The sequence below is a fragment of the Brevundimonas sp. TWP2-3-4b1 genome (genome assembly GCF_049897665.1).
Taxonomy (GTDB): Bacteria; Pseudomonadota; Alphaproteobacteria; order Caulobacterales; family Caulobacteraceae; genus Brevundimonas; species Brevundimonas subvibrioides_B.
Window position 1 is genome coordinate 1 of sequence record NZ_JAFCWQ010000046.1, and the last position, 7313, is coordinate 7313.

The following is a 7313-nucleotide window of genomic DNA, read 5'->3' on the forward strand; positions in this document are numbered from 1 at the left end:
CGGCGGCACAGGGCGGCCATGTGGTCCCGGTCGCCCTGCTCGCCAGCCTGACCTGAAAGTGTGGCGATTCGCGTCACAAGCGCGGGGCCGACCAGTGGTGTGAAAGGGCGGGCGTGAGCCTCCGCCAGCAGAGCGTCGCGCTGCGGGTGGTAGCGCCAATTCGTCGATATTCCGGAGACCATCAATCAGCAGGAAGCCGAGCGCAACTTCCCGTCAAGGCGACGTTTGAGCACAGACGCGTGGCGGTGCTGTCATCTGTGGACGGGGTACTGTCAGTCTGACACTAACTTGTGTCCACTGAATAAAGCGTAAGCCACCGGCGGGGTGGACTATTGTAAAGCCGGTGTCAGTCAGGCGCCACCGGTTCCCGGCGGAGGTCATCCGCCATGCCGACTGGCTCTACTTCCGTTTCAGCCTCAGTTTTCGCGACTTCGAAGAGCTCCTGGCGCAACGCGGGATCGACCTCAGCTCTGAGACGATCCGGTGCTGGACGTTCACGTTCAGCCCGCTGATCGCGAGGCGGCTGAAGCGCCTTCGGCCGGTTCCATCGCCTCATATGGCGCAGCGCTCGATGGCCTGTATATCAGACATTGGCACCGACCCGGCTGGCTTCGACAGAAAAACCGCGTTGAGAACTCACACCTGCCGATCCGAAGACGAGAACGGCAGCAGCAGCGGATCAAATCCGAGGCCTCAGCCCAGAAATTCCTCACCATCCACGCCACGATCGACAACAGGATCAACATCCAGCGCCATTTGATCAGCAGACCCACACTTCGCCGCTTCCGCGCCGATGCTGAGGCCGCATGGGCGGCGGCCGTTGCCTGAAGGGCGGCGGAACAGGGGCTTTGGACTTGGCGAAGTTAGCCTGACAACGCCTTTTCGCCCATTGGGGCGAACCGCGCGACCAGATCGTAGGCTTCGCCTGGGAACGTCAGACGAACGTGGGTAATCGGATCGTCGCCGCGCCAGGTTCGCCTTTCCAGAGACAGGCAAGCGACCGAAGTTTCGATCAAAAGCAATTTGGCCGAGGCTCTGGACGTGTTGATCGCGCTGATCTTGTGCTCGGCCTCGGTCCAGTGGACGAATCCCAGAAGCCAGGTTCCCGGGGGAGTCTGGGCGAAATCGACCGCCTCTGCGGCTGGCACGGCGCTCAGACTGATTAACCGTTCCTCGATCGCGAAGGGACGTCCGCTCGCACGATGGAGACACTGAAGGATCAGAATTCGGCCGGAGACAGGGAGTTCCAGGCTCTTGTTGTCTCGCCGGTTCGCAGTCCGGATCTTGCGCGACAGAAGTTCGTAGCCGTAGCGCTCGCCCCGGCCCGTGATCTCTGCCTGAATGTCGGGGATATCGAGCACCGCCGAATGGATGCGCGGGCGGGCGACGAACGACCCAGCCCGCCGTCGCCGAACGATCAGGCCATTCTCGGCCAGAGGTGTCAGCGCCTTGTTCACCGTCATCCTGGAACAGCCGTACTGGGCCATCAGTTCGTGTTCGAATGGAATGCGGTGCCCGGGAGCCCAGTCCCCGGACAAAATCCGTTCAGCGATGTCGGACCGGATGCGTTTGTGCAGGGTGGTGTCAGCGCCGCCGGTCATTCGTTCCCCAGGTCCAGAATCCTCGACAGTACGCGGGCATACCGGCGGGCTGTTTCGGCGTGCGCCACATGGCGGCCATTCGTCACGACTTGTCTACCCCGACGCCAGACGGCGTTCGTCCGCCGGCCGCGCGAGGCGGAGATCCATTGATCGAGGCGGGCGTCTCCGAAAGATATCTCGTCCGCGCCTGCTTCGCCGGACAAGGCGACGAGACCGGCTACCCGGCCGACCACCAGCCCGTGGCTGACCGAATTCCCTGCTGCCTGTGAGCGCCTCGCGGAACATCGCGCCGCCCGTCGAACCGCCCGCCTCATCCGCCAACACAGTGCAAGCGCGTTCGAGCAGGCGCCGGGAATACTCCAGCATTCTCAACTCCTGGGCGGCGTCGATCAGGACGGACATATGAGTGGAGTGAACCAGACTCCAACGGCGATCGACCTCGACCGTGTCGCACGACAGATCGACGGGCCGGGCGCCACACCAGGCAGTCTTCGGCCAGCCCCGCCATTCCCCTCTGGAACGCATGGCCGTGCAGGTTGGTCAGTCCGGGAACGCCTGTCACCTGGACCTGATCGCCGGGCTCAGCCGCGGCTCCGATCGCGACAACGTCGATTGGTTCATTGTGGATTCCGATGCGGATGCACCGCGCCCAACCTGTGTCGAGAATTGCCTGATCGAACCAAAACCAGGTCTCTGGCGATCTTGCGTGGCGGGTATCGACTGTCACTGGACAATCCTCACAGGTCCGCATTATGTCTATACAATATTCATGGCGAGCGCCTGGCGTTTCCTGTGGGTGGCGGAGGGCGAACAATGGAGTGCGATCGCGTCTGGACCAATGCCCGGTTGGCGACGGTCGCGCCCGATGCGGCTGCCGTGATCGCCGAAGGCGCGACCACCGTCGAGGAACGACCCGCCGAGCTTGTCTACCGTATGGGGTTCAATCCGCTCCATGCCCGTGTCTGGAGAGGCCAATGACTGACACCCCCCTGACCGCCACGATCGTGATGAAGCCGGGCGAGGTCAGCTTGGCCGACTGGCGCGCCATCTATCGCGGCGCCCTGGGGGTCCTGCATGCCGACGCAGCCGAACCGATCCGCGCCAGCGTCGCTGCCGTCGAACGGATTCTTGCGCGCGGCGAACCGGTCTACGGGATCAATACCGGCTTTGGAAAACTGGCCAGTGTCCGCATCGAGGCCGGTGATCTGGCGACTCTGCAGCGCAACATCGTCCTGTCGCACGCGGCGGGGGTCGGCGCGCCGTCGCCCACGCCGGTCATCCGTCTGATGATAGCGCTGAAACTGGCCAGCCTGGCGCAAGGCGCCTCGGGCGTTCAGCCGGCCACTGTCGCCCTGCTGGAGGCCCTGCTCGTGCGGGGCCTGACCCCGGTCATCCCTTGCCAAGGCTCTGTCGGCGCCTCGGGCGATCTTGCGCCCCTGGCTCACATGGCCGCCGCCATGATCGGTGTCGGCGAGATCGAGGTCGACGGCGTGCGCCGCCCGGCCGCCCAGGCCCTGGCCGTCGCAGGTCTCGAACCCCTGATTCTCGGCCCCAAGGAAGGTCTGGCCCTGCTCAACGGCACCCAGTTCTCGACCGCGAATGCGCTTGCCGCCCTGTTCGGCGCTGAGACCCTGTTCCAGAGCGCGCTCATCGCCGGCGCCCTGTCGACAGAGGCGGCCAAGGGATCCGACACGCCGTTCGATCCACGGATCCATGCGCTGCGGCGTCATCTCGGCCAGATCGAGACCGCCTCCGCGCTTCGGATGTTGATGGACGGGTCAGCCATCCGGGCGTCCCACGCCATCGATGACGAACGCGTGCAAGACCCCTATTGCCTGCGTTGCCAGCCACAGGTGATGGGCGCCGCGCTAGATGTCCTGCGTCAGGCGGCGACGACCCTGTCGATCGAGGCGAACGGCGTCAGTGACAACCCGCTGATCTTCCCGGCGACCGACGAGGCCCTGTCGGGCGGCAATTTCCACGCCGAGCCGGTCGCCTTCGCCGCCGATATGATCGCGCTGACGATCTGCGAAATCGGCTCTCTGTCGGAACGGCGGATCGCCATGCTGGTGGATCCCGCCCTGTCCGGCCTGCCCGCCTTCCTCACTGCAAGGCCCGGCCTGAACTCCGGCTTCATGATCCCCCAGGTGACGGCTGCGGCCCTGGTGTCGGAGAACAAGCAGAAGGCCTATCCGGCCAGCGTGGATTCCATCCCGACCTCAGCCAATCAGGAGGACCACGTCTCCATGGCCGCCCACGGCGCGCGTCGTTTGCTGGCCATGGTCGAATCGGCCAACGCCGTGGTCGGCATCGAACTTCTGGCAGCCGTGCAGGGCTGCGACTTCCACCGCCCGCTGCGGTCGAGCGCGGCTCTGGAAACCGCGCGGGCCCTGCTCCGCAAAACCGTTCCTCACCTGGACGAGGACCGCCATTTCCATCCCGATATCGAGGCCGCGCTCGCCCTTATCCGCTCCGGGGCCATAGTCACGGCCGCTGGCGTCTCCTTGCCCGGCGTCTGCTGATGGACTGGCTCGAGGGTCATCGGGGCCCCGGGCCGCTGATCGTCAGCCTGCCGCACACCGGCTCGGATATTCCGGTCGAACTCGCGGGCGGGTTCGTCTCGCCCTGGCTGGCGACCAGAGACGCCGAAAGGTGGGTCGATAAACTCTATGGCTTCGCGACCGACCTGGGCGCGACCACGATTCAACAGGCTGAGCCTCTGCGGGCCACCTGGCAGGCGATCTTGATCGCCAGCCCGACCTTTACTGAAACTCCGAGCCCGTCATGAACCGCAAAGACCCCACCCGCGTCATTCGCGCCGCCCGAGGTGCTGAGCGAACCTGCAAAAGCTGGCTGACCGAGGCCGCGCTGCGGATGCTTATGAACAACCTCGACCCCGACGTCGCCGAACGGCCCGAGGAACTGGTCGTCTATGGCGGCATCGGTCGGGCCGCTCGTGACTGGAAGAGCTTCGACGCCATCGTCGACACCCTGCGCCGGCTCGAGGACGACGAGACCCTGCTGATCCAGTCAGGCAAACCGGTCGGCGTCTTCCGCACCCATGCCGATGCTCCGCGCGTCCTTCTGGCCAACTCCAACCTCGTCCCCCACTGGGCGACGTGGGAGCATTTCAATGAGCTCGATCGCAAGGGTCTGGCCATGTACGGCCAGATGACGGCCGGGTCGTGGATCTATATCGGCGCCCAGGGCATCGTTCAGGGCACCTATGAGACCTTCGTCGAGATGGGCCGCCAGCACTATGGCGGCGATCTGTCGGGCCGCTGGCTGTTAACCGCCGGGCTCGGCGGCATGGGCGGAGCCCAGCCGCTGGCAGCGGTGATGGCGGGCGCATCGTGTCTCGCGATCGAGTGTGACCCAAGCCGGATCGCCATGCGTCTGCGCACCGGCTATCTCGATCAGGCGGCCGAGGATCTCGACGAGGCTCTCGCCCTGATCCACGCCGCCTGCGAGGCGAAGGCGCCGATCTCGGTCGGCCTTCTCGGCAACGCGGCCGAACTTCTGCCCGAACTGTTCCGGCGCGGCGTCCGGCCCGATCTGCTCACCGATCAGACTTCAGCCCACGATCCGATCAACGGCTATCTGCCGAAGGGCTGGACGATGGAGCGGTGGACAGCGATGCGCGCCCAGGCGCCCGACCAGGTCGAACAGGCTGCCCGTGCCTCGATGGCCGAACATGTCCAGTCGATGCTCGACTTCCAGACCGCCGGCGTGCCCACCGTCGATTACGGCAACAACATCCGCCAGATGGCGAAGGAGGCCGGCGTCGCAACAGCCTTCGACTTCCCCGGCTTCGTCCCTGCCTATATTCGCCCGCTATTCTGCCGGGGCATCGGCCCGTTCCGTTGGGTGGCCCTGTCGGGCGATCCCGAGGACATCGCCAAGACCGACGCCAAGGTGAAGGAGCTGATCCCCGACAATCCGCACCTGCACAACTGGCTCGACATGGCCGCCGAGAAGATCAGGTTTCAGGGTTTGCCTGCGCGCATCTGTTGGGTCGGTCTGGGCGACCGCGACCGGCTCGGCCTCGCCTTCAACGAGATGGTGGCCTCAGGCGAGCTCAAGGGTCCCATCGTCATCGGCCGCGACCATCTCGATTCCGGCTCCGTCGCGTCGCCGAACCGTGAGACGGAGGCCATGCGCGACGGATCCGACGCGGTCTCCGACTGGCCCCTGTTGAACGCCCTGCTGAGCACGGCCTCGGGCGCGACCTGGGTTTCGCTCCACCACGGCGGCGGGGTCGGCATGGGCTTTTCCCAACACGCCGGTCTGGTCATTGTTTGCGACGGCACCGAAGCGGCAGCGAAGCGGATCGCGCGTGTTCTCTGGAACGACCCGGCCACCGGCGTCATGCGCCACGCCGACGCGGGCTATGATATCGCGCTGAACACGGCACGCGAGAAAGGGCTCGACCTGCCCGGCATCCTGGGATGATCTCGACGATTTTGCTCGCCGCCGACCGGACAGCGACGACCAGGAAGAACTTGGGTGGCGTCACGCGTGAAATCGCGGCCTGGCCTCCGAGAGCGGACCTGGACGACTTTGACTGGCGCGTCGGTGCGGTCAGGCGAACGCTATAAGGCCTCCAGTAATTCGGTTGCAGGCCACTGGCGGAAAAGACATTTCGTGAAGCCGATTTTGTTCAAGCGCCACGGCCTTCCGATGGATGTGACTCGCCATGCCGTGTGGCTGTACTTCCGGTCCAGCCTCAGCTTTCGAGACGTCGAGGAGTTGCTAGCGCCGCGCGGGATCGACGTCAGTTAAGAAACGGTCCGGTGCTGGACGATCAAGTTCGGACCTCTGATAGCCCGGCGGTTGAAGCGACCGCGGCCAGCTCCGTAGCCGCGCTGGCATCCGGATGCGATGGTCTGTTCGATCGGCGAAAAGCGGATCTATCCGTGGCGGGCTGTCGATGACGAAGGCGAGGTCCTCTACCTCGTGGGCCAGCGCCGGCGAGACACGGAGGCCGCATTGAAGCTGCTCAGGCGTCTCCTTCACAATCAGCCGGTCGAGCCGCAGGCGATCACGACCGAGGGCCGCGCCTCATATGGCGCAGCGGTCGATCACCTCGATCTCCGGCATTTGCGCCGATCCGGCCGGCTTCGGGAGAACGATCGGATCGAGAACTCTCAAGACGGGGAGGGCGCTTTTCGACTTGGCGCAGTTAACCTGTCAGCCCCCGACAAAGGCCTGCTCACCCTTCGCGAGCATCACTCTGACGGCCGTACACATTCCATAATGCTTACGGCAGAAGCCGAAACGCGTGTTCCCCGGTTGGCTGCGATTGCCGACCAGCGAGACGCAGACTTCTTCTCGACTCTGTCAAAGGACGATCGACAAGCCATGGAGCGGGGCCTCCGCGGTCGGGTGGAGCAGCGTTGTCTGCGACCGATGGCAGGGCTTCTTTAACGGTAGACGGCAGGTGGGCGCAGGAGTCCGCTTTGCGGCCATCTGGACCCCCGCAGTCTTTTTTCGGCCGAACACGAAATGGCCGCTTGACCGGAACGCCGCCCCCGCCTAAATCCCCGCCTCCGCCGGACACCGGCGTTAAACAGTGGGGCCGGTTCTTCCGGTCTTGGTCTTTGACATTGTAGATTTGGAAAGAGAAACGCAGGCGGCGGTGTCCTAGCGATGACCAGTAATGGTCATTACGATGATACTGACACTCTGCGGTCTTTTTGAAAGATACAACCA

Annotated in this window: 6 protein-coding genes and 3 pseudogenes; 7 read left to right on the forward strand and 2 right to left on the reverse strand. The window is 64.7% G+C overall.

Annotation, left to right across the window (positions count from 1 at the left end):
• The coding region (locus ACP7A5_RS17555) for a DUF3422 family protein (protein ID WP_426042991.1) at positions 1 to 182 on the reverse strand (182 nt) is incomplete at its 3' end.
• 149 nt (positions 183 to 331) lie between these two features.
• On the opposite strand from ACP7A5_RS17555, the pseudogene ACP7A5_RS17560 reads away from it, so the two are divergent.
• A pseudogene (locus tag ACP7A5_RS17560) lies at positions 332 to 828 on the forward strand (IS6 family transposase).
• Between the two features lie 35 nt (positions 829 to 863).
• On the opposite strand, the gene hutC reads toward ACP7A5_RS17560, so the two are convergent.
• Positions 864 to 1601 carry a histidine utilization repressor gene (gene hutC, locus ACP7A5_RS17565; RefSeq protein WP_426043108.1) on the reverse strand — a complete coding sequence of 246 codons (738 nt, stop codon included), beginning with the start codon at positions 1599 to 1601 and terminating at the stop codon, positions 864 to 866.
• Between the two features lie 906 nt (positions 1602 to 2507).
• On the opposite strand from hutC, the pseudogene ACP7A5_RS17570 reads away from it, so the two are divergent.
• The 6 genes and pseudogenes from ACP7A5_RS17570 to ACP7A5_RS17595 all read left to right on the forward strand — a co-directional run.
• Positions 2508 to 2579 (forward strand): annotated as a pseudogene (locus ACP7A5_RS17570) (hypothetical protein); the annotation flags it as partial.
• Positions 2576 to 4123, forward strand: coding sequence for a histidine ammonia-lyase (gene hutH / locus ACP7A5_RS17575; RefSeq protein ID WP_426043109.1), 1548 nt, complete (start codon positions 2576 to 2578; stop codon positions 4121 to 4123). The pseudogene ACP7A5_RS17570 and the gene hutH, both read left to right, overlap by 4 nt.
• On the forward strand, positions 4123 to 4389 hold the full coding sequence (locus ACP7A5_RS17580; protein WP_426043110.1) for an N-formylglutamate amidohydrolase: 267 nt from the start codon (positions 4123 to 4125) through the stop codon (positions 4387 to 4389). Before hutH ends, ACP7A5_RS17580 begins: the two co-directional genes overlap by 1 nt.
• Complete coding sequence (gene hutU / locus ACP7A5_RS17585; RefSeq protein WP_426043111.1) at positions 4386 to 6053, forward strand: urocanate hydratase; 1668 nt, start codon at positions 4386 to 4388, stop codon at positions 6051 to 6053. The genes ACP7A5_RS17580 and hutU overlap by 4 nt, the downstream gene beginning before the upstream one ends.
• Positions 6050 to 6199 (forward strand): HutD family protein, encoded by a 150-nt coding sequence (locus ACP7A5_RS17590; RefSeq protein WP_426043112.1) that lies wholly within the window; start codon positions 6050 to 6052, stop codon positions 6197 to 6199. Before hutU ends, ACP7A5_RS17590 begins: the two co-directional genes overlap by 4 nt.
• Before the next feature lie 82 nt (positions 6200 to 6281).
• Positions 6282 to 6749 (forward strand): annotated as a pseudogene (locus tag ACP7A5_RS17595) (IS6 family transposase); the annotation flags it as partial.
• Between the last annotated feature and the right edge of the window lie 564 nt (positions 6750 to 7313).